21 protein-coding genes and 3 tRNA genes are annotated in these 22,759 nt (G+C 50.3%); 14 read left to right on the plus strand and 10 right to left on the minus strand.

The window, feature by feature from the left end:
* Positions 1-437: 437 nt before the first annotated feature.
* From AT746_RS07605 to AT746_RS07615, 3 genes are all read right to left on the minus strand, one after another.
* Positions 438-513, minus strand: a tRNA-Lys gene (locus AT746_RS07605).
* A gap of 145 nt (positions 514-658) precedes the next feature.
* Positions 659-734 (minus strand) — tRNA-Lys (locus tag AT746_RS07610).
* A gap of 342 nt (positions 735-1,076) precedes the next feature.
* Positions 1,077-1,814, minus strand: coding sequence for a ferredoxin--NADP reductase (locus tag AT746_RS07615; protein ID WP_062478627.1), 738 nt, complete (start codon positions 1,812-1,814; stop codon positions 1,077-1,079).
* A 193-nt stretch (positions 1,815-2,007) separates the two neighbouring features.
* Here AT746_RS07615 and nadA point away from each other — a divergent pair, with 193 nt between their 5' ends.
* Positions 2,008-3,066, plus strand: coding sequence for a quinolinate synthase NadA (gene nadA, locus AT746_RS07620; protein ID WP_062484072.1), 1,059 nt, complete (start codon positions 2,008-2,010; stop codon positions 3,064-3,066).
* Between the two features lie 165 nt (positions 3,067-3,231).
* A complete protein-coding gene (locus tag AT746_RS07625) occupies positions 3,232-4,560 on the plus strand; it encodes a M28 family metallopeptidase (RefSeq protein WP_062478629.1) in 1,329 nt (442 codons plus the stop codon).
* 66 nt (positions 4,561-4,626) lie between these two features.
* Here AT746_RS07625 and AT746_RS07630 read toward each other — a convergent pair whose 3' ends face one another.
* Both AT746_RS07630 and AT746_RS07645 read right to left on the minus strand, forming a co-directional pair.
* The gene (locus tag AT746_RS07630) at positions 4,627-6,498 is read right to left on the minus strand and encodes a cation:proton antiporter (protein WP_062478631.1); all 1,872 of its coding nucleotides are present in this window, start codon (positions 6,496-6,498) and stop codon (positions 4,627-4,629) included.
* Positions 6,499-7,416: 918 nt separating this feature from the next.
* Positions 7,417-7,504 (minus strand) — tRNA-Ser (locus tag AT746_RS07645).
* A gap of 447 nt (positions 7,505-7,951) precedes the next feature.
* On the opposite strand from AT746_RS07645, the gene AT746_RS07650 reads away from it, so the two are divergent.
* The 11 genes from AT746_RS07650 to AT746_RS07700 all read left to right on the plus strand — a co-directional run bounded on the left by AT746_RS07650 (position 7,952) and on the right by AT746_RS07700 (position 18,305).
* Positions 7,952-9,925 carry an ATP-dependent DNA helicase gene (locus AT746_RS07650; RefSeq protein WP_062478638.1) on the plus strand — a complete coding sequence of 658 codons (1,974 nt, stop codon included), beginning with the start codon at positions 7,952-7,954 and terminating at the stop codon, positions 9,923-9,925.
* The gene (gene tsaB, locus AT746_RS07655; RefSeq protein ID WP_062478641.1) at positions 9,922-10,623 is read left to right on the plus strand and encodes a tRNA (adenosine(37)-N6)-threonylcarbamoyltransferase complex dimerization subunit type 1 TsaB; all 702 of its coding nucleotides are present in this window, start codon (positions 9,922-9,924) and stop codon (positions 10,621-10,623) included. The genes AT746_RS07650 and tsaB overlap by 4 nt, the downstream gene beginning before the upstream one ends.
* Before the next feature lie 94 nt (positions 10,624-10,717).
* Complete coding sequence (locus AT746_RS07660) at positions 10,718-11,035, plus strand: hypothetical protein (protein WP_062478645.1); 318 nt, start codon at positions 10,718-10,720, stop codon at positions 11,033-11,035.
* 155 nt (positions 11,036-11,190) lie between these two features.
* Positions 11,191-11,895: a Slp family lipoprotein gene (locus AT746_RS07665; RefSeq protein ID WP_082633188.1), complete on the plus strand. Its 705-nt coding sequence runs from the start codon at positions 11,191-11,193 to the stop codon at positions 11,893-11,895.
* 138 nt (positions 11,896-12,033) lie between these two features.
* Positions 12,034-12,885: an alpha/beta fold hydrolase gene (locus AT746_RS07670; protein WP_062478647.1), complete on the plus strand. Its 852-nt coding sequence runs from the start codon at positions 12,034-12,036 to the stop codon at positions 12,883-12,885.
* 127 nt (positions 12,886-13,012) lie between these two features.
* Complete coding sequence (gene fadD, locus AT746_RS07675; RefSeq protein ID WP_062478650.1) at positions 13,013-14,668, plus strand: long-chain-fatty-acid--CoA ligase FadD; 1,656 nt, start codon at positions 13,013-13,015, stop codon at positions 14,666-14,668.
* A gap of 39 nt (positions 14,669-14,707) precedes the next feature.
* Complete coding sequence (gene rnd / locus AT746_RS07680; protein ID WP_062478654.1) at positions 14,708-15,844, plus strand: ribonuclease D; 1,137 nt, start codon at positions 14,708-14,710, stop codon at positions 15,842-15,844.
* 42 nt (positions 15,845-15,886) lie between these two features.
* Complete coding sequence (locus AT746_RS07685) at positions 15,887-16,162, plus strand: YcgL domain-containing protein (protein WP_062478658.1); 276 nt, start codon at positions 15,887-15,889, stop codon at positions 16,160-16,162.
* A gap of 13 nt (positions 16,163-16,175) precedes the next feature.
* Positions 16,176-17,144 carry a lytic murein transglycosylase gene (locus tag AT746_RS07690; protein WP_062478661.1) on the plus strand — a complete coding sequence of 323 codons (969 nt, stop codon included), beginning with the start codon at positions 16,176-16,178 and terminating at the stop codon, positions 17,142-17,144.
* Positions 17,144-17,818 (plus strand): fumarylacetoacetate hydrolase family protein, encoded by a 675-nt coding sequence (locus tag AT746_RS07695; protein ID WP_062478663.1) that lies wholly within the window; start codon positions 17,144-17,146, stop codon positions 17,816-17,818. The genes AT746_RS07690 and AT746_RS07695 overlap by 1 nt, the downstream gene beginning before the upstream one ends.
* Positions 17,811-18,305 (plus strand): YcgN family cysteine cluster protein, encoded by a 495-nt coding sequence (locus AT746_RS07700; RefSeq protein ID WP_082633189.1) that lies wholly within the window; start codon positions 17,811-17,813, stop codon positions 18,303-18,305. The genes AT746_RS07695 and AT746_RS07700 overlap by 8 nt, the downstream gene beginning before the upstream one ends.
* A 75-nt stretch (positions 18,306-18,380) precedes the next feature.
* On the opposite strand, the gene AT746_RS07705 is transcribed toward AT746_RS07700, so the two are convergent.
* Both AT746_RS07705 and AT746_RS07710 read right to left on the minus strand, forming a co-directional pair.
* Complete coding sequence (locus AT746_RS07705; protein WP_062478667.1) at positions 18,381-19,106, minus strand: hypothetical protein; 726 nt, start codon at positions 19,104-19,106, stop codon at positions 18,381-18,383.
* Positions 19,103-20,020: an aminotransferase class IV gene (locus tag AT746_RS07710; protein ID WP_062478669.1), complete on the minus strand. Its 918-nt coding sequence runs from the start codon at positions 20,018-20,020 to the stop codon at positions 19,103-19,105. The genes AT746_RS07705 and AT746_RS07710 overlap by 4 nt, the downstream gene beginning before the upstream one ends.
* A gap of 103 nt (positions 20,021-20,123) precedes the next feature.
* Here AT746_RS07710 and AT746_RS07715 point away from each other — a divergent pair, with 103 nt between their 5' ends.
* Positions 20,124-20,876 carry a transporter substrate-binding domain-containing protein gene (locus AT746_RS07715; protein ID WP_197414342.1) on the plus strand — a complete coding sequence of 251 codons (753 nt, stop codon included), beginning with the start codon at positions 20,124-20,126 and terminating at the stop codon, positions 20,874-20,876.
* Between the two features lie 50 nt (positions 20,877-20,926).
* Here AT746_RS07715 and AT746_RS07720 read toward each other — a convergent pair whose 3' ends face one another.
* The 3 genes from AT746_RS07720 to AT746_RS19920 all read right to left on the minus strand — a co-directional run bounded on the left by AT746_RS07720 (position 20,927) and on the right by AT746_RS19920 (position 22,577).
* Positions 20,927-21,322: a DUF3718 domain-containing protein gene (locus tag AT746_RS07720; protein WP_231731044.1), complete on the minus strand. Its 396-nt coding sequence runs from the start codon at positions 21,320-21,322 to the stop codon at positions 20,927-20,929.
* A 179-nt stretch (positions 21,323-21,501) separates the two neighbouring features.
* Entirely contained in the window at positions 21,502-22,233 is a 732-nt protein-coding gene (locus tag AT746_RS07725; protein ID WP_197414343.1) for a sulfite exporter TauE/SafE family protein, read from the minus strand.
* On the minus strand, positions 22,227-22,577 hold the full coding sequence (locus tag AT746_RS19920) for a hypothetical protein (RefSeq protein ID WP_197414344.1): 351 nt from the start codon (positions 22,575-22,577) through the stop codon (positions 22,227-22,229). Before AT746_RS19920 ends, AT746_RS07725 begins: the two co-directional genes overlap by 7 nt.
* Between the last annotated feature and the right edge of the window lie 182 nt (positions 22,578-22,759).

Below are 22,759 nucleotides of genomic sequence, written 5' to 3' on the forward strand. Positions count from 1 at the left end.
GCAGGTGAGCTACAGGGATGTAGCGAATAATAACGCTCCCGGTGTTTTAGTCGAGCCAGATCGCTGGTTCTCACCCAGCACGACAAAGTGCTAAGTGTTACTTCTGAGTTTACTTGGGAAGATCCGGGTATCTGAGGATTGTGGTGGGTCGTGCTGGATTACTCCGGGGAATCATCCTTGACTTTGCGCCCCATCAGGTGATGGAGCAAACACATCCCTGATGATCGGCCCCCAGCTCGCTTATCCACGACCTCGCGTTCAGGCGGGCGGCGCGGTGCGCCTGAAGATTCCGCCTTCACCCTTCGGGCCGCGCTGCGCGCGCTCTAAAACGCTCCCGGCGTTTTAGTCAAACCAGAACGCTGGTTCTCACCCAGCACGACAAAGTGCTAAGTGTTACTTCTGAGTTTACTTGGGAAGATTCGGGTATCTGAGGATTGTGGTGGGTCGTGCTGGATTCGAACCAGCGACCAATTGATTAAAAGTCAACTGCTCTACCAACTGAGCTAACGACCCACAATCTGACATCTTTTTTGTGCTCCGTTGGCTGCGCAGTTGACTTTTAACGTCCACTACTCCCTGAGCTAACGACCCACAATCTTACTTGGAAAGGACAGAATTTTTTGCTTCTTCTTCCACTGGGTGGAGTATTGAGAAGAAGTGGTGGGTCGTGCTGGATTCGAACCAGCGACCAATTGATTAAAAGTCAACTGCTCTACCAACTGAGCTAACGACCCACATTCTAAAACCTTTTTGTGCTCCGTTGGTTCTGCAGTTGACTTTTAACGTCCACTACTCCCTGAACTAGCGACTCACAATCTTACAATTTTTTGTGCTCCGTTGGCTCCGCAGTTGACTTTTAATGTCCACTACTCCCTGAGCTAACGACCCACATTTAAAACCGTTTTGCCGTCTGTCACGACGGGCGCATATATTACTGAAATCCTGACCTGGTGCAAGCCAATTATGGATTTAAATGACATTTTTCTGTCTGAATGGTCTAAAACTAGCCTGATTGCACAAAATTAGCACCAAAGCAGTGAAACAAGCACTGATCTGTGCCGCAAAAGGGCTGTTTTTCACCAGTATCTTTCCATACTGATATGACCAGGATTACGTTTAAGGTTTTTCTTCAGCCCTTTTTCCATCAACAGTGTTTGAGTATCGGCGATCATGGCCGGATTGCCGCAGAGCATCACATGACTGTGTTCCGGCGTTATTGCTATGCCAGCACATTGCTCCAGCTGACCTTTTTCAAGGGCCTGTGGAATCCGGTAGTTCAGGGTGTCCTGCAGTGACTCCCGGGTAATACTGGTGAGATATGAGAAACGAGAGTCTTTTTCAGTGCTCAATGCCTGTAACTCCTCATTATATGCCAAATCCCTGGCAAATCTGACCCCGTATACCAGTACAATATGTTCAAAGCGTTGCCAGGGAGCCTCTGTGCGCAACATAGAGATAAAGGGACCGACTGCGGTGCCGGTGGCCAGCATCCATAAATCTCTGGCCTCGGGCACCCAGTCCAGAGTCATAAAGCCACTGGCTTTGGCGCTGACATGCAGAGTATCTCCAGGCTGTAATTGGTGCAGTGCGGGGGAAAGCAGACCATCTTCGACACTGATCAACAGTACTTCCAGCAAATCACTTTCAGGAGCGTTTACCAGCGAGTAGGCTCTGCCCACTCGCTTTTCGTCCAGGTCCAGCCCCAGCTTAACAAACTGACCCGCAGTAAAATCGCCTATATCCGCATCGATAAAGAGCGAGAACAGTTCATTGTTCCAATCAATGCGTTTTACTACCTTACCCTGTGTCCACATCCTTTGACTCCTTCAAGATTTATTTACAGTCTGACCTGATCCAGGCCTGAGGGAATTGAGAATTTCTTTTGCCACTGTTGTCTCAGACTAAAACATCAGTGTTACAAGGAGCAATGCCTATTATCATCCCATACCATTTAAGTTTCAGGAGCGGTATAATCTGCGCCCTTTTAAGCGGATGCCGAGCAGCAGTATGAGCCAGACACAGACCATAGACACGCTTGATTATCATTTTCCGGCCAAGCCCCGGCCGCTGAGTACAGAGCAAAAAGCGGATTATCGGACGCAAATTAAAGCCTTACTGGAACAAAAGGATGCAGTGCTGGTAGCTCATTACTACACAGATCCTGAAATTCAGGCGTTGGCAGAAGAAACCAAGGGTTGTGTGGCGGACTCACTGGAAATGGCCCGTTTTGGTCGTGATGCTGATGCACAGACCCTGATTGTTGCTGGTGTGCGTTTTATGGGTGAGACGGCGAAGATCCTGAGCCCGGAGAAAACGGTACTAATGCCGACTCTGGAAGCCACCTGCTCGCTGGATCTCGGTTGCCCAGCTGACAAATTCAGTGCCTTTTGTGATCAGCATCCGGATCATACTGTTGTGGTTTACGCCAATACCTCTGCGGCGGTAAAAGCCCGGGCAGACTGGGTTGTTACCTCCAGTATTGCGCTGGAGATTGTTGAGCATCTGGACAGTCAGGGGAAAAAGATCCTCTGGGGGCCTGATCGCCATCTCGGTGCCTATATTGAAAAACAAACCGGTGCTCAAATGCTGATGTGGCAGGGTGCTTGTGTGGTGCACGATGAGTTCAAAGCCCGGGCGTTAAAAGCACTCAAAGAGCAATATCCTGACGCTGCCATATTGGTTCATCCTGAGTCACCGGCCAATGTGGTTGATTTGGCTGATGCTGTGGGTTCCACCTCGCAATTGATCAAAGCGGCTCAGGACTTGCCGAATCAGCACCTGATCGTGGCCACCGACAAAGGCATTTTTTACAAGATGCAGCAGGCCGCACCGGGCAAGACTTTTGTGGAAGCGCCAACGGGCGGCAATGGTGCCACCTGTCGCAGTTGCGCCCATTGCCCCTGGATGGCCATGAACGGATTACAGGCAATTCACGAGGCGTTGACCGATAACACCGGTCACGAAATTTTTGTGGATGAAGCAACCCGCCAGAAAGCTCTTGTGCCATTAGACCGGATGCTGGATTTTGCTGCAGCCCATAAAATGAAAGTTAAAGGTAACGCCTGAGTTTAAATCTCTGCAGGTTCAGCAGACGCTGAGCCTGCCAATTGCTCGCTTTATCTCCGTCCCCCTGTTCAGGCTGTTTTTCCATGCTAGGCTGACTCCTCAAACCCACAAGTGTTGAGGTGTTAAGTGTTAAAGCCTTTTATTCCGTTGGCGTTATTACCGGCAATGATAAGTGTTCCGGTAATATCTGCTGAGAGCGACGTTGAACAACAACTGCACGATATTGCGGCCAGGGTGTCTGCTGAGCGTATAGAGCAGGATATCCGTACCCTGGTGAGCTTCGGTACCCGCCATACCTTGTCTGAAACACAATCTGATACACGAGGGATCGGCGCGGCAAGGCGCTGGATAAAGGACGAATTTGAGCGCATTTCAGCAGATTGTGGTGGTTGTCTTGAAGTGTACTTTCAATCGGATGTAATCGAAGGGGAAACCCGCATTCCTGAGGCTACAGAAGTGGTCAGCGTGATAGCAGTGCAGAAAGGTCATACCGACCCCGATCGCTATGTGGTGATGTCAGGAGATATCGATTCCCGTGTTTCTGATGTGATGAATGCCACCGCCGATGCCCCGGGAGCGAATGATAATGCCTCCGGCGTTGCAGGCACGCTGGAAGCGGCCAGAGTGTTAAGTCAGTATCAGTTCCATGGCTCAGTTGTTTATGCGGCGCTGGCCGGTGAGGAGCAAGGCCTGTTTGGCGGAAAAATTATGGCCCGCAAGGCAAAGGAAGATGGCTGGCGCGTCAAAGCGGTACTGAATAATGACATGATTGGTAATATCGCCGGTATTAATGGTGTGGTGAATAATACCACTGCCCGGCTTTTCTCAGAAGGTACCCGCAAGACAGAAACCCCGGAGGAAGCCCGTATGAGACGTTTTACCGGCGGTGAAGTGGACTCGCCCTCACGTAATCTGGCCCGGTTTATTGACCGTATTGCTGACCGTTATATTCCTAATCTCGATACCATGATGGTTTATCGCCTCGATCGTTTCGGTCGGGGAGGGCATCACCGGCCTTTCAATGATGAAGGGTTTCCTGCGATCCGCATTATGGAAACCAACGAGCATTATGATCGTCAGCACCAGGATCTGCGCACGGAAAATGGTACTGAATACGGGGATACACTCGATGGCGTAAACTTTGAGTATGCCGCCAAGCTGACCGGGCTGAATGCCGTATCACTGGCCAGCATGGCCTGGGCGCCAGCTCCTCCTGCATCAGTGAAGATCGATGGGGCTGTTACGCCAGATACAACCCTGAGCTGGGCAACAGCGAACGGTAATGAGAAAGAGTTGGTCAAGGGGTACCGTATTTATTGGCGTTATACCGACCAGCCCCAGTGGCAGTTCAGCCGCTATGTGGGCAATGTCACTGAATTTACCCTTGAGAATGTGGTAATTGATAACTACTTCTTCGGCGTGGCCAGTGTGGCAGAGAATGGCCTGGAAAGCCCGGTAGTATTTCCGGGGGCCGCTGGCTCATTTGGAGACTAATTCTTACCGTGGAGCTGCAAAATAATACTGCGGCTCCATGTTTCCAGTTCAGTGACTTTCCGGGCATTACTCATTGGTTCTTTTATCTTCATCTTCGGGCGTATCTTTGCTCTGTTCAGCCTCTTCTTTTTTCTGGTTTTTCAGCTCTTTTTCCATATTTTTCGGTGCAAAGTACAGTAATGTTGTTCCCGGGTTAAGTTTAATACTGCGCTCTGCAGTTTGTAGCCAGAGCTTACCCTGAGGGGACAGCCCACCCACCAGTAGCCATTCACTGCCGGGTTCACCGAGACGCTCTTTGAGCTTCTCAAAGTCAAAGCTTTCACTGAGTTTGGTGGTTTGCATGGTCCAGCCGTCATCAAGCCACTGATGCAGGGCTTCAAACGTCGCATCCGGGTTAAAGGCGCCATAACCACGCTGCTGCAGGGATAAACGTTTTTGTGCCTGATTGGACTCTTTGTGAATAGCGAACTGGAAGGTTCGGTGGTGGCCAAATTCCTTGCCCTGAGCCTTACACACCAGGGCATTGTAATAATCATTGTCAGTGGCCGCTAACAGATGACTGAGGTGTTCAATTTCCAGCTCGTGGTGCGCATGCTCAGAGAGGATCTCACCATAGTAAATTTTGATACCGTCCATGCGCAGAGCTTTTAGGCGATGATAGGCACCATCTGCTACCAGTACATCGATATTCAGTTTTTTTAAGGCCTGCGCCAGTACCTGAGTCCAGCGCGAAGCGCCGATGATCAACAGGCCGTTTTCCGACTGTGCCGCTAAACCCAGCTTGCGGGCCAGATTTCCCAGCGTCAGACCATGGGCCAGTACGGTAACAATAATGATCAGGAAAACAATGGGCAGCAGTTTTTCTGCATCGGCATAGCCGGCGCTGACCAACGCAGGCCCGAATATCCCGGCCGAGGCTGCTGCGACTATGCCTCGCGGTGCAATCCAGGCCAGCAGCAATTTATCCTGCTTGCGGATAGCACCACCCAGGGTAGCAAGAAAGATGGTCAGCGGGCGGATAATCAGCAGTACCACCAGTACAAAGGCCAGCACCTGCCAGTTAATTTCATCCAGTTGACTGAATTTAAGTTGCGATGGAATGATGATAAAGAGCACAGAAAGCAAAATGACGGTCAGGTTTTCCTTGAAGTGCTGGAGCGATTCACGCTCCACCAGATTCATATTACCAATCACTACTCCCATAACGGTGACCGTCAGCAAGCCAGCTTCATGTTGGATAAGATTGCTGGCCCAATAGGCAATAAGCACCAGTACCATCAGCATGGGCGCTTTTAAATGCACAGGTACCGAGCCGCGACGATAGAGCCAGCCTGTCAGCCAGCCACCCAGGCCACCAAATAGTGCGGCAGCAAAAATGGCCGCGCCCATGCCGGTAAGCGTCTGCACCAGACCGGTATCGGCAAGTGTGAAATACTGAAAGGTCAGCACGGCCAGTAATACGCCAATAGGGTCGTTAACAATACCTTCCCATTTAAGCAGCGAGGCCGATTCCTGATTGAGTTTGGCCTGGCGTAACAGGGGCAAAATAACCGTGGGTCCGGTTACCACTAAAATGGCACCCAGTACCCAGGCCACAGGCCAGCTCAGACCGGCAATATAATGAGCAGCCAGGCCTCCGAACAGCCATCCCAGCGGTGGACCCAGAATGGTAAGACGGCGGATCCCATGACCCATGCGGCGAAATTCACTGAGTTTTAAATCCATCCCCCCTTCAAACAGGATAATCGCCACACCCAGGCCAATCAGCTCGGTCAGTTCTGTTTGTGATAATCCCAGCTCTATGACTCCTGTAACGGGGCCAAGCATTACCCCGGAGGCTATAAGCACCACAATGGCTGGCAGTCTGAGCTGGGCAGCCAGCCACTGACTGGCGATACCGGCTGAAAGGATAATCAGTACCAAAGTGGCGATATGCATAGAAATCCTGATGTCCCGTTTTTAAAGTTAAAACTGACTATCAACATACTGTGGAATTGGATTTTGCGCAAAGAAAAGCAGGATAGGTTGGGCGTTTGCCACAGGATACTTAGAAGCAAAAAAGTGGAGTTCGCCATACAGAATAAAAACGTTCACACAAGTCGTGTTTGCTTGTTTCGTACCTTCCTGGCCCGACACAAATCAACGATCTTTATACTGGCAACTATACTCTATGTTTAGGGCTCAACACTGAAATTAGCTGTATATAAAGAACCTGCCAGGGAGAGAAAAATGCGGGGAAGGAAAAAGCATCGAAGTAAGGGGGTAGCTCTGGTTATTTGCTACGGTCTTGCTGCCGGAATAGCTATTGGCACAGTCACGGGCTTAATATATGGTCAGGTGGCTTATTTCGGGGTCATAGGAATGTTGATTGGGGCGGCAGCGGGCATAGTAATTGGTATTCTGTTTGGACGAAAGTTTGCAAAGTATTCAGGGGATTAGTTTACTTTGGTGATTAAACTGGCGATAGCCCTGGACGCTTGCGACCGGACGCCAGAAAGCAGAAAACCCGGCGTAGTTTGCCGGGTTTTCTTCATTAATATGGCGGTGAGGGAGGGATTACAAAATACATCCCTGTATTTTGCCCTTCGGGCCAGCCTTCGGCTGTTCTAAAACGTTCCCGACGTTTTAGTCGAACCAAAGGGTTCGAACCAAGTCCTCCCGTCACCGGGTCAAATAAAAAAGCCCCGGCAAACTGCACCGAGGCTTTTTTGTTTGATATGGCGGTGAGGGGTGAACTTCGCTTTCTTTAGACGCATAGCGCCGCGCGAAGTGAACGGGCGATAGCCCTGGACGCTTGCGACCGGACGCCAGAAAGCAGAAAACCCGGCGTAGTTTGCCGGGTTTTCTTCATTAATATGGCGGTGAGGGAGGGATTCGAACCCTCGATACGTTGCCGTATACACACTTTCCAGGCGTGCTCCTTCAGCCACTCGGACACCTCACCTAAATCTTATTGTTTGCCGCGTTTTTTGAAGCCTTGTTGCAAAGTGGCTTCAGGAGCACTACGGCGTGCTCGTTGCTCCGGGCGTCCTGCCCTGCGCCCCTTCGGGGCCATCCTGCGGATGTCCAAATTTGTTCCTGACAAATTTGTCAGCCACTCGGACACCTCACCTAAATCTTGTTATCTGCCGTGTTTTTGAAGCCTTGTTGCAAGTTGGCTTCAGGAGCACTGCGGCGTGCTCGTTGCTCTGGCGAGTAAATCTCAGCCGTTTAAGCGCCGCGTATGGTAGGGAATTCATTCAGCTTAATCAAGCAAAAAATCAATAACCCTGGCTATTCGCTGGCTTTATAGACGAATCGTCCTTTTGATCTGTTCGGATTAAGTGATTGCAGTCAGTTGAATAAGCTTTTGTTATACTGCCGCGGTTATCAGAGCGAGTCAGGAGTGTCCGTGCCATCAGTTAAACAGATTTTTGCCAGTGACGGGGCTCTGTCTCAGCAGGTCGGGGGCTTTGTGCCCAGGGCCGAGCAAACCGAGATGGCCACCTCGGTGGATAAAGCGATAAAAGACAAAGCACAACTAGTGGTAGAGGCGGGTACTGGTACCGGTAAAACTTTTGCGTATCTGGTGCCGGCGCTGGCCAGTGATAAAAAGGTGATCGTTTCCACCGGGACGAAAAACTTGCAGGAGCAGTTGTTTCACCGTGACCTGCCTATTGTGAAAAAGGCACTCGGCAGCAATAAGAAAACCGTGTTGCTGAAAGGCCGGGCTAATTACCTGTGCCTGCACCGCTTATCTCAGCACGGTGGCAACTCGGTTTTGTTTGAAAAGCAGACCCTGCACCAGATGAGCCAGGTCAGAGAATGGGCCAACAGCACCAAAAGTGGTGACATGGGCGAGCTGAAAAGCCTGCCGGAAGACGCCAAAGTGCTGCCTTTTGTCACTTCTACCGTAGACAATTGTCTGGGTAAAGACTGCCCCGATTATGATGACTGTTATCTGGTAAAAGCCAGGCGCAAGGCGCTGGATGCGGATATGGTGGTGGTTAATCATCATCTGTTTTTCGCCGATATGGCGCTCAAAGATACCGGTTTTGGCGAACTGATCCCCGAGGCGGATGTGGTGCTGTTTGATGAAGCTCATCAAATCCCGGATATTGCCAGTGAGTATTTTGGTGAAGCACTATCCAGCAGGCAACTGGCGGAGATGGGCTCGGACATGGAAATGGTCTATCGCACCAAGCTCAAAGACGCCGGGCAGCTTAGCAAGGCTGCAGAAAAGCTGCGGGTCAGTGCCATGGATCTGCGTCTGCAATTTCCACAGCAACCGCAAAAGGGCAACTGGCAGCAGGCACTGATGACCGAAACAGTGCAAAACCAGATAACCCGCCTGAGCGATGCGTTGGATCTGGTGTACGAAGTGCTAAAAGTGCATCTCGGACGCGATAAGGATCTCGACAGCGTGTATGAACGTTGCATTCAGGCCAGAGGGCGCCTGGCGAGACTTACCGATACCGAAAAGCAGGGCGTCAGCTTGTGGTATGAAACCACGCCCAAGCATATTATTTTGCACCTGACGCCGCTTTCTATTGCACAGCGCTTTGCCGATTATATCGAAACACCCAAACGCAGCTGGATTTTTACTTCTGCCACCTTGATGGTGGACGGCGGTTTTGAGCACTTTACCGGCCAGATGGGACTCAAACAGGCGCGCACACTGGGCCTCGAAAGTCCTTTTGATTACCAGCAGCAGGCTTTGTTGTGTGTGCCAAGATACTTGCCCGAGCCCACGGCGAAAGACCGCAGCGAAGCACTGGTTAACGTATCGCTTGAGCTGATCAAAGCCAGTGAAGGCCGCTGTTTTTTACTCTTCACCAGTCACTTTATGCTGCGGCAGGTAGCCAGGGCACTGGAAGAGAGAATTTCCAACCCGATACTGGTGCAGGGCAGCACCAGTAAAGGCGCGCTGTTGGAGGAATATCTTTCCTCGGGCAACGGTGTGCTACTGGGCACCAGTGCCTTTTGGGAGGGGGTAGATGTCAGGGGCAGTGATTTGACCTGTGTGCTGATTGACAAACTGCCCTTTGCGGCGCCGGATGATCCGTTGCTGGAGGCGAAAATTAACGATTGTAAAAAACACGGCGGCAACCCTTTTGCTCAGATCCAGATCCCCAGAGCCGTGATTGCCCTGAAACAGGGCGCGGGCAGGTTAATCCGCGATACCTCAGACAAAGGCGTGTTGGTGATTTGTGATAACCGTCTGGTGACCCGTGATTACGGGCGAATTTTTCTTACCAGCTTGCCGCCAATGCAGCGAACCCGCACGTTGAACAAGGCTGTAGAATTCTTACAGCAGTTGCAGATCCCACAATCTGAAGCGCAGTCAGTTAGCCAACCTGAACAACAAGAGACCCACGCATTATGAATATTCTGGTCATAGATACGGCCACCGAAGGCTGCTCCGTTGCCCTTAGTCGTAACAGCGGCAGTGCACAGGAAGAAATACTTGAGGTGTTTGAGCTGTGTCCACAGCAGCATAGTCAGCGATTGTTACCCATGGTGGATCAATTGTTGTCTGAAGCACAAATGACTCTTAAGGACTTTGATGTATTGGCTTTTGGGCGTGGGCCCGGCAGCTTTACCGGTGTGCGCATCGCCACAGGTATGGTTCAGGGGCTGGCCTTTGGTGCAGATTTACCTGTTGTGGGAGTATCCACTTTGGCGGCCATGGCCCAGCAGGCCATCATGCAACAAAACAAGGACAATATTGCTGCCGCAATTGATGCCCGTATGGGTGAAGTCTACTGGGGCTGTTATCAGTCCTGTCAGGGCAAGGCAGAACTGATTGAACAAGAAAGGGTACTGCCACCAGAGGAAGCGGCCGCCATGATTGAGGCAAGTCCACAAAGCTGGTGTGGTGTGGGTACTGGTTGGGCCGCCTATCCGCAACTGGATAGCCTGACCAGGGTGGAAAAAGATACTAACATCCTTTACCCCGTGGCTCGTTATATGTTGCCGTTGGCACAGGTCGCCTTCGAACAGGGGGAAGCCGTCAGCGCAGACAAAGCGGAGCCGGTTTATCTGCGTGATAAGGTGACCTGGAAGAAGTTGCCTGGCAGATAAAGGAACGATTTTTGCAGAGTTTTTGTATATGTTTTGCTAGTCAGAGATCAAGCACTATGCTGTGTAGTTGGCTGGTCCTGTTGATGGAAACACGGTGGAAATAGAGTCTTCCTTAGTTGCGTCACAACAAGGTCTGATTGTTAATCCTGCGATTAAAGAAACATCGCGGGAGGCTAATCCGCGCCAGCAACAGGATAATGCCCCTACTGAACTACCCCGTTCGCAGACTGTCATTCGCCAGGGCAGTGAAGAGTCTCAGGTTGAGGCCGAGCGCTATCGCAAACAGCAGCAACAGTTTTATGACCAGCCAGAGCCCCGCAATCGCCAGGCTATCGATGCCTATCAAAGCCTTTCCCGTCTACAGGTCAGAGAGCAGATCCAACAATCCATGGGAATCGATACCTACGTCTGAAGGTATTGCAGGGATTGTGATTAGCTCAGCGGCCGTACCTGATCCAGTTCAGTATAGATTCAGTTAAAAACCACATAATGTAACTAGTGAGTTTCAGGCTTTGTGTTAACCTGATGATATGCAATCAGGAATGTCGAATTGAAGGAGTAAAGTATATGAAACGACTTTTATTTGTGGCAATGATACTGGGGTTGGCGGGATGTAGCACCATCCCGGAGCCCATACAACTGAAAGACGAGAGCAATCTGCTGAGTTATCAGCAGGTGTCTGCCAGCCCGGAGCAAACTTCGGGTAATAAGGTCCGCTGGGGTGGTGTGATCGCCAGAGTCGATAATCTCAAGGAAAATACCCGTCTAGAGATGTTGTATTACCCCCTCAAGAGCTACGGCCGTCCTGTTACCAGTGATGAAAGTGCTGGTCGTTTCAGGGTCTATATAGACGGCTTTCTCGATCCTATGGTGTATAAAACAGGGCGTTTGCTCACCGTGATAGGTGAAGTCGGTGGCAGTGAATCCGGTACGGTTGGTGAACATGAATATGTGTTCCCTGTGATTAATGCCAGCGGCTACCATATGTGGAAGAATGTAGACAGAGTCAGTGTATCTACAGTCGGCGTGGGCATGGGGTATTGGCCTGGTTATTACTCTTCCTGGTATGGCTGGCATTTATGGCCTTACCATCAGCGTTTGATTATTCGTTCAAGAAATTCAACTGGGCATTGGCCGACTAATTCGGGTTCTGCAGATAGTCCCCGCCCAAGGCCTGAAAGTTCGCCATCACCGGCTCCCAGACCGAGGCCCGCCCAGTCCCAGCCACGGCAAAATAACAACCGTGATATGGGTAAAATACAGCGGCATTAAATTGCCGCCTTGTCGGACAATACGGCAAAAAAATTACAGAAGGCGGCAATATTTTGCCGCCTTCTGTTTTTGGTAAAAGCCGGTTGCATCGGCTAGGGGAAATCTTTAAGGTCAGTTTTATTTTCCCTCAGGACAATAATGACAGACATTTCTTTTCAACTGCGCCACCAGCGTATCAGTGGGCAGCGTTTCGGTGATCCTAACGGGACAAAAGTATTGGCATTGCATGGCTGGCTGGATAACAGTGCCAGTTTTATTCCCCTTGCAGAGCATCTTCAGAATGTTGATTTACTCGCCATTGATTTAATCGGCCATGGCCACTCTGACCATCGCAGCGCCGACGCTCACTACCACCTGCCTGACTGGGTGCAGGATATTTATGAGCTGACTCAGTCACTGGGCTGGAAAGAGTTCCATCTGCTGGGGCATTCTCTGGGCGGCATCATCAGCTCGTTGTATGCGGCGACTTTTCCTGAACAGATTCTCACACTGACCATGATAGAAGCCTTTGGCCCCTTGAGCCGCGAGGCTGAAAGTAGTCCCGCGCAGTTACGGGAGTCAGTATTAAGCCGGATTGAAATTGACAAAAAACAAGCCAGGCACCCTCCGTCACTGGAGCGTGCAGCTACGGCCCGCATGATGGCAGGGGATCTTAGCCGTGAGTCGGCAAAGTTGCTGGTACAGCGCAATCTGTCAGAGGATGAACAAGGTCTGAAATGGCGCACTGACAGAAGGCTCAGAACCATCTCGTCACTGAGAATGACAGAAGAGCAGGCTACTGCCTTTCTCCGCAGCATCAGTAGCCCGGTGCTGGCTATCACTGGCAGCACTGGTTTTGAAAAAGTCCGACTGAATCAGCAAAATCGCGCTGCTCTGATTAAAAACTTACAGGCAACAGAGTGCGAAGGAGGCCATCATCTGCATATGGATAATCCACAGCCGGTGGCAGAGCAACTACTGAGATTCTGGCAGGATTGCGGCACAAGCTAACAGGCCGACTTTAGTCATTTATCTTTTCTGGGGCTTTGGCTACTATAGTGGTCAGACCCCTTGTTAAAAAGTGGTTAAAATAACAACAGGTTCACCATAATAACGAGAAAAGCCCTTAGGAGGCATTGTGGAAAAGACTTGGCTAGAGCATTACCCTGCTGAAATCCCTGCCGAAATCGATGCAGATCATTATTCATCCATTATTGATATTTTCGAACAGTCGGTAAAAAAGTACGCCGATAAAGTCGCATTTATCAATATGGGCAAGGAAATCACTTATGCCGAGCTGGACAATTATACCCTCCAGTTTGCCGCTTACCTTCAGAATATGGGGCTTAAAAAGGGCGATGCCGTAGCCATCATGATGCCCAACCTGTTGCAGAATCCAGTGGCGATTTTTGGTGTGCTAAGGGCGGGGCTGACGGTGGTGAATGTTAACCCCTTGTATACCGCAAGAGAGCTGAAACATCAGTTAAATGACTCTGATGCCAAGGCCATTGTCATTGTCGAGAACTTCGCCCATACCCTGGCTGAGGTGATCAGTGAAACTAAGGTTAAGCAGGTTTTCCTGACTCAGATTGGCGATATGTTGCCGGCTCCCAAACGCTGGCTGGTGAACTTTGTTATCAAACATATCAAAAAGATGGTGCCCTCATACTCGCTTTCAAATACCAAGGGGTTTATGGACGCGATCCATGCCGGTAAATCCATGACCTATACCCGCCCCGATGTAAGTGGAGACTGTATCGCCTTTTTGCAATATACCGGTGGCACGACAGGGGTCTCCAAAGGGGCCATGCTCACCCATCGCAATATGGTTGCCAATCTTGAGCAAATTTCAGTGATTCTGGAGCCTGTGATGAATGACTCTGAAGAGCTGGTAGTGACGGCCCTGCCGCTTTATCATATCTTTGCGCTGACAGCGAATTGCCTGACCTTTGTGAAATATGGCTGCAAAAACCTGCTGATCACCAACCCCCGGGATATGCCGGGTTTTGTCAAGGAACTGGCCAAATACCCCTTTACCGTATTAACCGGCGTCAACACCTTGTTTAACGGCTTGCTGAATACTCCGGGATTCAAGGATCTGGACTTCAGTAATTTTAAGTTTGCTTTGGGCGGTGGCATGGCAGTGCAGCGTCCGGTTGCAGAGAAGTGGCAAAAAGTCACTGGCCATGTTCTGCTGGAAGGTTACGGGTTGACTGAGTGCTGCCCTGTGGTGAGTATTAATTATCCGACTATCACACCAGAATATACCGGTTCTATCGGTATGCCGGTACCCTCTACTGACGTTAAGCTGATAGATGAAGAGGGCAATCTGGTAGCACCCGGTGAGCCAGGGGAACTCTATGTGAAAGGCCCCCAGGTGATGAAGGGCTATCTGAACCGCGAAGAAGCAACCAGGGAAGTGCTGAATGACGGCTGGCTGGCTACCGGCGATATCGCCCGCATGGACGAAAAAGGCTGTTTCTTTATTGTTGACCGTAAAAAAGACATGATCCTGGTGTCTGGTTTCAATGTTTTTCCCAATGAAATCGAAGAAGTGGCGGCCATGCATGATGGTGTTGCTGAAGTGGCGGCAGTGGGTGTGGCCAATGAGGCAACCGGTGAGGCAGTTAAACTTTTTGTAGTGAAAAAAGATGCCTCTCTCACCGAAGAAGAGTTAATTGCCCATTGCCGTAAGCATCTTACCGGGTATAAAGTACCTAAACAGGTGGAGTTCCGTGAGGAACTGCCGAAAACCAATGTGGGTAAAATCCTCAGGCGGGAATTAAGGGAGTAGTCGAAAAACCGGCGCCAGCCGGTTTTTTCATTTAAGCAGATGCAGTATCAGTTAATCGAAAAAGATCAGGAGCTGGCGGACTATTGCCGTCAGGCCTCACAGCAACCCTTTGTCGCCGTGGATACAGAATTTGTGCGCACCCGCACCCTGTACCCCAGACTCGGCCTGGTTCAGCTCTATGATGGTCAGCAACTGGCGCTGGTGGATCCGGTGGCCATCAGTGATCTCTCACCACTGAAAAATCTGCTCACCGATGAGGGCATCATTAAGGTGTTGCATGCCTGCTCGGAGGATCTGGAAACTTTTGCATCAGCTCTGGGAGTGATGCCAACAAGGGTTTTTGATACTCAGGTGGCCGCAGCCATGCTGAATATGGGGCCTTCGCTGGGCTATGCCAGGCTGGTAGAAGAAATGTCAGGCGTTACGCTGGATAAAGGTGAGTCACGTACCGATTGGTTAGCTCGCCCCTTAAGCCCCCAACAACTGCATTATGCTGCCAACGATGTGCTGTATTTATTTGATCTTTATCCGCAACTGGCAGAGCAAATTGAACAGCAACAAAAAACGGCCTGGGTGTTTGCCGAAGTATTACAACTCATTGCTAAAAAACAGGCCGAATTACCGCTGGAATACGCTTATCTGACAGTAAAGAATAACTGGCAACTTAAGGGCCGGGCACTGGCGGTACTCAAGGAGTTGGCGAGCTGGCGATTACAAACGGCCAGAAAACGGGATATTGCCCTTAACTTTGTGCTTAAGGAACAGGCAATGCTGGAACTGGCAAGGCGTCAGCCTGGTTCGAAGAATGCCCTGCACGGGATTAGCGATCTGATGCCTCAGGATATTCGCCGTCATGGCGATAGTTTGCTTGAGGTCATCAGCCAGGCACTGGCATTGCCGCCGGAGCATTACCCGGCGAGAGTCGAGAGGCTGGTGGAATTTCCGGCTTATAAGAAAACCTCCAAAGCCCTGAGGGATATGTGCGAGAAGGTTGCGCTGCAAAATGGTTTGCCGATTGAGATGTTAGGGTCAAAAAAACAGCTCAATCAATTACTCAAATGGCTGTGGTTTGAACTCGATGAGAGTAAACTAATGGGTCTGAAACCGGATCTTATCAGCGGTTGGCGTGAACCCTTGCTAAAAGAAGGCATTGAGCGGATTTTACCAGCCTGCTGATGGTCAGGGATTAACCAGCCCAACAGGAGAAACCCAGCCAGCATGTTGTGCGCTATTTATAAAAGCAGCAAAAAAGATCAGACCTATCTGTTTGTCGCTAAACGGGATGACTTTTCCTCAGTCCCTGAAGCCCTGATGAAAAGCTTCGGTAAGCCTGTACTTAGCATGATGATTCAGCTTAAAGCCGATACCAGACTTGCTGTCAGTGATCCGCAGAAGATCATGGATGCACTGCAGGGCCAGGGTTATTATTTGCAACTGCCACCGCCTCAGGAAGACCTGCTGGCACAATTCAAACAGCAACAAACCTTCAAATAACAGGAGTTATTTAATGACCAGAGTCTTATGCGTACTGGCCTTTGTCATCAGTACGGCTGTCGCCGCCAAACCAAGCTTTGATGAATATGTAGCTACTCTGAAGCAGGAAGCCATTGAGCAGGGTTATGAGAAGGAGTTTGTTGAGCAGGCTTTTGCAGATATCAAGTTCTACGAGCGAGCGGTCAGTTCTGATAAGAATCAGCCGGAGTTTAAACTCACCCTGGATAAGTACCTCTCAACTCGCGTGCCTGACTGGAAAGTCAAACAGGCCGTAGAGAAGTACCGTGAGCATCAGCAGGTGCTCGAGCAGGTAGGTGAAAAGTTTGGCGTACAGCCCCGGTTTATCGTGGCGCTGTGGGGTAATGAGAGCAACTTTGGCCGTATTCAGGGTGATTACCCGGTGGTATCAGCCCTGGCAACCCTGGCTTATGAAGGGCGTCGTGAAGCGCTGTTTAAAAAGCAGCTGTTTGCCGCCCTGAAAATTCTTGAACAAGGGCATATCAGTAAAGAGCAGTTTCTTGGTTCCTGGGCCGGAGCCATGGGCCAGAGTCAGTTTATGCCCACCTCCTTTAATGCCTATGCTTATGATTTTGACGGCGATGGCAAGAAGGACATCTGGCAGAATCCGGCCGATGTGTTCGCCTCAATTGCCAATTACCTCAAATCAGCGGGCTGGGATGACAGCCTGACCTGGGGCCGCCAGGTGAGTCTGCCGGAAGACTTTGATTACTCCCTGGCAGGACTGGACAAAGACAAAATGAAAAGACTGTCTGAATGGCAGGAACTGGGCGTGCGACGCTATGATGGCAGCGATCTGCCTGGCCGTGATGTCAGGGCCAGCCTGATTATGCCGGATGATGAAAAGGGCCGTATCTTTCTGGTTTATAAAAACTTTCATAGCCTGATGAACTGGAATCGCTCCACCTATTTCGGCAGTGCTGTGGGTTATTTATCTGATCGCATCAACGCTGAGCTGAACTGATGAGCGATTATGTCCATCAGGATAATCAGGGGCAGCCTGTCGGGTTGCCGGTGGGGAAAATAGTCTGTGTCGGGCGCAATTATCTGGATCATATTCAGGAACTGAACAACGAAGTGCCTGACAAGCCCTTATTGTTTATCAAACCTTCTACCTCACTGCAGCGCTTTGCAGGTGACCTTGCAATCCCTGCAGATCAGGGAGAATGTCACAATGAGCTGGAAGTGGCGGTGTTGATAAAAAACAAACTCAGCCATGCCCAACCTGCACAGGTTAAGGAAGCGATCTGGGGTTATGGGCTGGCACTGGATCTGACCCTGCGTGAGGTGCAAAGTGATCTTAAGGCCAAAGGGCAACCCTGGGAGCGGGCCAAAGCCTTTGATGGCAGTTGCCCGGTCAGTGATTTTATACCGGCGGCGAGAATAACTGACGAAACGAATATTGATTTTACCCTGCAGGTCAATCAGTCTGTGCGCCAGCAGGGCAATACTAAGATGATGATGTACCCGATAGCGGAACTGATCGGTGAGATTTCCCGTGTTTTTACCCTGTTACCCGGTGACATCGTGCTGACAGGTACACCAAAAGGTGTCGGGCCGCTGCGCACAGGCGACCTTCTGCATGCCAGCCTGAGTGATTTACTGCAGGCGAAAGCCAGTGTGGTGAGCCGTGACTGAAGATAAATTCTGGGAGAATAAGACGCTGGAACAGATGAACGACAGGGAATGGGAAGCCCTGTGTGATGGCTGCGGCAAATGCTGTCTACAGAAGTTTATCGAAGACGATGAAGGGCAGGGGGAATCTACAGCGGAGATTAACGCTGGTGAAGAGATTCACTATACCAATATCGTTTGCCATTTACTGAACACCAAAAGCTGTCAGTGTACCCAGTATCAAAAGCGCACCCAACTGGTGCCTGACTGTGTCAAGCTGACCAAAGACAACCTCAAAGATATTTTCTTTATGCCGCAAAGCTGCAGTTATCGGCGGGTTTATGAGGGTCGGGGATTGCCCTCATGGCACCCACTTCTGCATAAAGGGAAAAAATCCGCCATGCACAAGGCCGGTATGTCGGTAAGAGGCAAAACCGTACCAGATGACGAACATTCACTGGATGATTTTGAAGATTATATTGTCAGCTGGCCCCTTAAGGATCTGGATTGACCTCAGGACAGTTCTTAAAAACCTGGCATCCCTGCCTGTACTAACCTGCTCGTCCTATAAGCTGGAATGCCCATTTCAGGGCGCCAGCGCCCGTTGCTTCATTTCCTGATAAAACGGCATACAGCTGTCTGCCACTGCCTGCTGCTGTGCTGTCAGTTCGGGTAAGGTATCGCGCGGGCCACCAAAACCGGTTGAGTCTTCTACCGAGTGATACCAGTGTGGTGCCCACACACCATCTGAATCGCGCTTACCTTTTGGCCAGCTCAGCATCTGTGGGTAAAATGACACATCCAGCGCTTTACAGATGGCTTTTAGCATAGGCTCAGGAGAACCTAACAGTGCATCAGAGTCCACCACCGGAATGTTCTGAGCACTGATCTCACAAAGTTGCTGGTACAGTGTGTACTGACGTTCAATACCTATGTCGGCGGCGTCGCACTGGCCCATACTGCGGGTGTAAGAATCCACCACTTTGGCCGGATGACGGATTAGAAAACAGTGGCGTAATGATGCACACCAGCTCATATCTGCCTGCTCGGGAATATGATGGGTCATCTGTTTCTGGTATTGCAGCGCAGAGGATACCGGCCCCTGGCTCAGCTCACGGGCCACAGCGTCAAAGTCACTGTTCTGCGCGGCTAATATTTCCTGCTGGTAAGGATGAACAGCCCCGGTCTGAGTTAAAAAGCTGGCGTAAAAGGGTTCATCCACCACTTGTGTATCAGGGCGGTTTTCCCAGCTTCTCATCATCGCGGTAGAGATATTACGTGGTCCTGACCACATGGCTATCCGTATTGTCATGCCTCACCTTTGCTATGTTGTTCGATAAGCTCAATATAATGCTGCTGAAGTTGTCTGATCATGGGGTTTTCACCTTGGCCAATCTTTCGTCCGTCCACTTCTCGCACCGGCGTCAGGCCGGCGAAGGTGCCGGTGACAAAGGCCTCATCGGCGCCATACACCTCACTGAGACTAAAATTCTTTTCATAGACCGGGATTTGTTGCTGTTTGCACAGATTGATCACATTGCGCCGGGTAATACCGTCCAGGCAATAGTCGCCGCTGGAGGTCCAGACCTCGCCTTCGCGAATGATAAAGAAGTGGGTGGAATTACAGGTCGCGACAAAACCATGGGGGTCGAGCATCAGTGATTCGTCGGCCCCGGCCTTGGCGGCCTGAATGCAGGCAAAAATACAGTTCAGCTTGGAATGGGTATTCAGCTTTGGATCCTGCACATCGGGGTAGCCCCGGCGCACATGGCTGGTAAACAGCCGGATACCGGAAAAATCAGGTTGTACCAGCGGCGTTTTAAATTCCGCGATAATCACGATAGTCGCGCCGCCTACAGTCATGCGTGGATCCTGATAGGGGGTGGCTTTAACACCCCGGGTTACCATTAAACGAATATGTACCCCGTCATGCATTTCATTGGCGTCACAGGTGCTTTTAATACGCTGAATCATTTCCTGTGGGTCAATGCCAATATCCATATCCAGTGCCTTGGCACCGTCGTAGAGTCTCTTCATATGCTGATCAATAAAAGCCAGCTTGCCATGATGCAGGCGGATCCCTTCCCATACGCCATCACCAAGAATAAAACCGCTGTCAAATACTGAGATTTTTGCGTCTTGTCGTGGGAATAACTCACCATTGATATTAATCAGGATATTCTGGTTTCTGGGGTCATCCTGATACTCATGTGTACCTTTACCCATATTCGGCTCCATAATGTTGCAATATGCTCAGCTTAACTTACTGTAATACTATTGAATAATGTCTCATACATTACGGTGTTGTGACCACAACGGGGGTAAAGATTTGCGCCAAGTGATTTGTCTGGCAGGACTGCTTACCGTTAGCTGCATGTCTTATGCTGAGCCACCGGCCACAAAGCAGAAATTAACCATTGGTGTGCAGGCCATTAACCATTATCCCCACTATGACTTTACCAGCGGTACGCTGCGCGGTTTTGCCGGCGACTTGTTCCGCTTATTTGCAAAAACCAACCAGCTTGAACTGGAGTTTGTGCCGTTGCCGGTTAAGCGCTTGTCAAAAGAAGTGCATGGCTCGGTGGATTTTGTTTACCCTGATAACCCAAAATGGCAGGCGTTGAGAGAAGGTGACGATGGCAGGCACTACAGTCAGCCAGTGATATCAAACTGGGGTGTGGCGCTGGTGTTACCGGAAAATAAAGATATCAGCCTTGATCAGTTAAGCTCTGTATCTATTGTACGGGGGTTTACGCCCACTAAATGGATGCCGCTGCAGTCGCAATATGGTTATCAGTTTGTAGAAGTACAGAATACCCGAACGGCTGCGATGATGGCGCTCAAAGGCAGAGTGGACGCCGCTGAAGTGGAATACCATGTTGCTATGCATCATCTTGGCGATTTGGGCCTGGAGGAGACTCTGGTGGTGGCAGAATCTTTGCCCCAGTCCAGCGTTTGGTACCATGTTTCCACCATTGAGGCTCTGGATATGCTGGAGCGCTTCGATCTCTTTCTGCTGGAGGAAAGTCTGTCAATACAGGCTCTTGCCGAAGCATATCACCTTACCAGCACTACAAAATAAAAAAATCCCGCCAGTTGGCGGGATTAAGAAAACAGGGAGAGTTTAAAATGTTAGCTGATACGTGACAGCAGTTCCTGGCCGATTTCGGTGCTCAGATGACCGTTGTTTTCGGCCCACTGCTTAAGTTCCATACCATCTTTTTCGGCACCGGTCAGATCGGTTTTGCTCATGCGCTTGATCATGTAGGTACCGGTTTCAACAGAGTTGTTCTCCATTGAGTAACGAATAAGGCTGCTACCGCCACAGCTGATGCCGGTGTAGTAATCACCCAGGCGCAGTCTGTAGTCGTCCTGAACCTGACGCAGTTTCTTACGCAGTTCAGATTTGTCATCGTTTTTCACGATAGTGCAGATGTTTGCCAGGTCGTCGTTAATATCTGCGAAACTCGCAGGAGCGAAAACCAGAGCAGAAAGGGTAGTGATAATTGCGATTGCTGACTTTTTCATAATGTTGCCTCTTAAGTTTTTAAAGTGTAACTGTCTTGACGGAAGCTATCGTATGAAAAAGCAGCACGGGCAAACAGGGGGCAGTTTGGTACCCTGGTATGAGAAATGATACTTATAATGCTGTGCAGGGATAAAACTAAATACGTTCAGCCCTTGTGACTAAAGGGCTGACGTAAAGATTACCGGCTTCTCTCTTCGGCCAGCTTTTTTGCAGTATTGGTTGAATTTTCAGGCTTTTTTTCTTCAGGTTGCTCTATTTGTTCGCCGACCAGCCTCGCTCCCCAGCGGCGCAAGCCTTCGAAACCCCATAAACAAACTGCTACAGCCAGCAGCGATATAAGAGTGCCGGTAATGCCAAGCGTTTTTTGTTCGTTAAACAAAGTCCACACAAACTGGCCAACACAGAGTGTAGCTACCACTAATAGTGTGGGTTTGCGACCAATACGGTCAACAATAAAGACGCCCAGCGGCGCCCCGATAGCCACTACCGGGGCCGCTGCCAGCCAGTTTTCAAAGGTGCCAGGCTGCAGTCCGTCTCCGACTGTGGTCTTTACCAATACGCCCAGCACAGAGGTATAGGCCATAATTACCACGGAAGAGGGAATGGCAATTTTCAGGTCGGCGCGGCACAGCAATACCAGCGCCGTGTACAACACCATATCGATACCGACTCCGGTGACGGCGGCGACGGTAGCGCCGGCCAGCAAACCCAGCCACAGACCAAGACGGAAATCCCAGTTCTCATCAAATTCTGTCATGCCACTATGCCCGGCAATTTCATTTAGCCGGTATAAATGCAGCAGACCAAAGCTCGCCCAGACCACGGCAAAGGTGAGCTTAATCCACAGTTCAGGAATATAAGGGGCGATAAAGAAAATACCCAGGGGAGTGCCCACCAGCGCACCTAACATGGCACCCTGCAAAATGGCCCAGGCCAGCGGCTGGCGGCGGCACAGAATAAAATGCTGGCGCTGACCATGCCGATTGACTGAATCGCGAAACTGAAATCACGCCCCAGGCTGGCAGGCAGATCGAATAGCAATACCAGTACCGGAAAACCAACGGTGCCGCCCCCCATTGGTGTGGATCCTGCCGCATAGCTGCCGATGGCCATCGCCAGTGCCATCGGCCAGTGGGCAACAGCCTCTGACCAAAGCTTCTGACCGATAATTAAATACAGCCAGACACAGAAAAAAGCACCCAGGCACACTAACCATATCCATAAATATTGTCTGGGAGGGGAATGAAAGGTCATTGAGGCCAACTGCTAATCAAGGAAGGCAAAAGTTTACCAGCGGCAAAATAAAAAGACTATGTCTTCCCGATATCAGCCCCTTATCACCGTAAAAAGAACTTTTACAATTTTGCTGCGTACTTATTAGCTACGCCTGGCTGTGACCGTGCATAATAGATTTGAAATCGGTTTAACAAACATCC

Origin of the sequence: Lacimicrobium alkaliphilum (assembly GCF_001466725.1) — a bacterium.
Classification (GTDB): domain Bacteria; phylum Pseudomonadota; class Gammaproteobacteria; order Enterobacterales; family Alteromonadaceae; genus Lacimicrobium; species Lacimicrobium alkaliphilum_B.

Bases quoted from the DNA above. Each gene is read 5' to 3' on its own strand.
- AT746_RS07615 (WP_062478627.1), bottom strand. From the start codon at position 1,814: ATGTGGACACAGGGTAAGGTAGTAAAACGCATTGATTGGAACAATGAA.
- nadA (WP_062484072.1), top strand. From the start codon at position 2,008: ATGAGCCAGACACAGACCATAGACACGCTTGATTATCATTTTCCGGCC.
- AT746_RS07625 (WP_062478629.1), top strand. From the start codon at position 3,232: ATGATAAGTGTTCCGGTAATATCTGCTGAGAGCGACGTTGAACAACAA.
- AT746_RS07630 (WP_062478631.1), bottom strand. From the start codon at position 6,498: ATGCATATCGCCACTTTGGTACTGATTATCCTTTCAGCCGGTATCGCC.
- tsaB (WP_062478641.1), top strand. From the start codon at position 9,922: ATGAATATTCTGGTCATAGATACGGCCACCGAAGGCTGCTCCGTTGCC.
- AT746_RS07665 (WP_082633188.1), top strand. From the start codon at position 11,191: ATGAAACGACTTTTATTTGTGGCAATGATACTGGGGTTGGCGGGATGT.
- AT746_RS07670 (WP_062478647.1), top strand. From the start codon at position 12,034: ATGACAGACATTTCTTTTCAACTGCGCCACCAGCGTATCAGTGGGCAG.
- rnd (WP_062478654.1), top strand. From the start codon at position 14,708: ATGCAGTATCAGTTAATCGAAAAAGATCAGGAGCTGGCGGACTATTGC.
- AT746_RS07685 (WP_062478658.1), top strand. From the start codon at position 15,887: ATGTTGTGCGCTATTTATAAAAGCAGCAAAAAAGATCAGACCTATCTG.
- AT746_RS07690 (WP_062478661.1), top strand. From the start codon at position 16,176: ATGACCAGAGTCTTATGCGTACTGGCCTTTGTCATCAGTACGGCTGTC.
- AT746_RS07695 (WP_062478663.1), top strand. From the start codon at position 17,144: ATGAGCGATTATGTCCATCAGGATAATCAGGGGCAGCCTGTCGGGTTG.
- AT746_RS07705 (WP_062478667.1), bottom strand. From the start codon at position 19,106: ATGACAATACGGATAGCCATGTGGTCAGGACCACGTAATATCTCTACC.
- AT746_RS07710 (WP_062478669.1), bottom strand. From the start codon at position 20,020: ATGGGTAAAGGTACACATGAGTATCAGGATGACCCCAGAAACCAGAAT.
- AT746_RS07720 (WP_231731044.1), bottom strand. From the start codon at position 21,322: ATGAAAAAGTCAGCAATCGCAATTATCACTACCCTTTCTGCTCTGGTT.
- AT746_RS07725 (WP_197414343.1), bottom strand. From the start codon at position 22,233: ATGTTAGGTGCGCTGGTGGGCACTCCCCTGGGTATTTTCTTTATCGCC.
- AT746_RS19920 (WP_197414344.1), bottom strand. From the start codon at position 22,577: ATGACCTTTCATTCCCCTCCCAGACAATATTTATGGATATGGTTAGTG.